Annotated in this window: 2 protein-coding genes and 2 pseudogenes; 2 read left to right on the top strand and 2 right to left on the bottom strand. The window is 70.8% G+C overall.

Annotated features, from left to right (window positions below; all coding sequences use genetic code 11):
* Window positions 1–224: pseudogene (locus tag PLL68_RS15345) on the bottom strand (hypothetical protein); the annotation flags it as partial.
* Between the two features lie 60 nt (window positions 225–284).
* Window positions 285–479: a hypothetical protein gene (locus PLL68_RS15340; protein ID WP_324535582.1), complete on the bottom strand. Its 195-nt coding sequence runs from the start codon at window positions 477–479 to the stop codon at window positions 285–287.
* A gap of 71 nt (window positions 480–550) precedes the next feature.
* Between PLL68_RS15340 and PLL68_RS15335 the strand changes: the two genes are divergently transcribed.
* Together PLL68_RS15335 and PLL68_RS15330 are read left to right on the top strand one after the other, a co-directional pair.
* Window positions 551–1,030 carry a MarR family winged helix-turn-helix transcriptional regulator gene (locus PLL68_RS15335; RefSeq protein WP_324535580.1) on the top strand — a complete coding sequence of 160 codons (480 nt, stop codon included), beginning with the start codon at window positions 551–553 and terminating at the stop codon, window positions 1,028–1,030.
* 47 nt (window positions 1,031–1,077) lie between these two features.
* Window positions 1,078–1,303: pseudogene (locus tag PLL68_RS15330) on the top strand (short-chain dehydrogenase); the annotation flags it as partial.

Here is a 1,303-nt window from a genome sequence, read left to right as displayed (position 1 = left end):
TCGACCGACATGACCGTGTTGCGCACCCGGATCTGCCCATCGGCCAGGTCGGGCAACTCGCTATCGACCACCTCGAAGTCGGCGTGGGTGGGCCAACCGACGGGGCGGGAGACCAAGCGCACCTCGCGCGGGGCAGCGGTGGCCGCGGCGGTCTCGCTGGTGGGGGGCGATGCGGTGGTCGTGCTGTCGGTCATGACGACCTTCCTGTCGACGTCGGTGTTCACAGGTCGGTCCAACGGCGCAGCGGCCCCGCCTATGCCGTGACCTGCACCACCGCGCGAACCTCAGCCGTGCGCGTCGCGAGCTTCGCGCTCGGCGCGGGCTGCGGCGACCTTGGCCTCGCGCTGCCGGATGAGCCGGGCCTGCGGGTCGTTCTCGGTGCCGAGCTGGGCGGGGCCGAAGACGTGCAGCCCCGCGTACTTGATGCGCCACATGATCCGGTAGCCCAGTGAGAGCCCTTCACGGTCCGCCTTGGCCATGTCTGTCCTTTTGTTAGTCCACTAACTGTTCGGCCCCTAAGTTAGCGGCCCGCAGCCGTAGGATGAAATCCGTGAGCCCGCAGACCTCCACCCCCCCTACCGACACGACCCCGGATGCCGGGAACCTCCTCGCGCTCGATCGTCAGGTCTGCTTCGCGCTGGCCGTCGCCTCGCGCACCGTCATCGGGCTCTACCGGCCCCTGCTGGAGCCGATGGGGCTGACCCACCCGCAGTACCTCGTGATGCTCGCCCTCTGGGAGAGCGAGCCGCTGCGGGTCTCCGAACTCGCCGAGCGACTCAGCCTGGAGCCGGCGACGCTGTCTCCCCTGCTCAAGCGCCTCGAGACCAGCGGCTTCGTCGTGCGCGACCGCGACCCCCGCGACGACCGCGCCCTCGCCGTCAGCCTCACCCCGGCCGGGCGCCGCCTGCGGCGCAAGGCCGAGAAGATCCCACCCGCGATCATCGCCCGCCTCGGCATGGAGGTCAGCGAGCTCGAGGACATCCGCGACCGCCTCACCACCCTGATCGACGCCGCCCAGAACCGCGACTGATCGGCGCCGATGCGGGTGAACGAGTGCCCCGCCCGTACCCTCGAGCAGTGGATGAACAGCCCCGGGGGATCGACCCAGACGACCTCGCGACCACCCTTCGCGTCCTCGAGGAACTGACCGAACTGCCCCCGGGCCACCCCGACATCCACGTCGTCAAGCAGGCGACCGGCCGGATGTACCGCAAGATCCGCAAGTCCCGCCGCGCCGACGCCCGCCGCCCCCAGCAGGAGGCCGACGCCGCGGTGCTGGCCAGCACCGCCACCGGCTCACCCA

The sequence above is a fragment of the Ornithinibacter sp. genome (assembly GCF_035443565.1).
In the GTDB taxonomy this organism is placed as follows: domain Bacteria; phylum Actinomycetota; class Actinomycetes; order Actinomycetales; family Dermatophilaceae; genus Fodinibacter.
This window is presented reverse-complemented; position numbering and strand designations above follow the sequence as displayed.

Bases quoted from the DNA above. Each gene is read 5' to 3' on its own strand.
- PLL68_RS15340 (WP_324535582.1), bottom strand. From the start codon at position 479: ATGGCCAAGGCGGACCGTGAAGGGCTCTCACTGGGCTACCGGATCATG.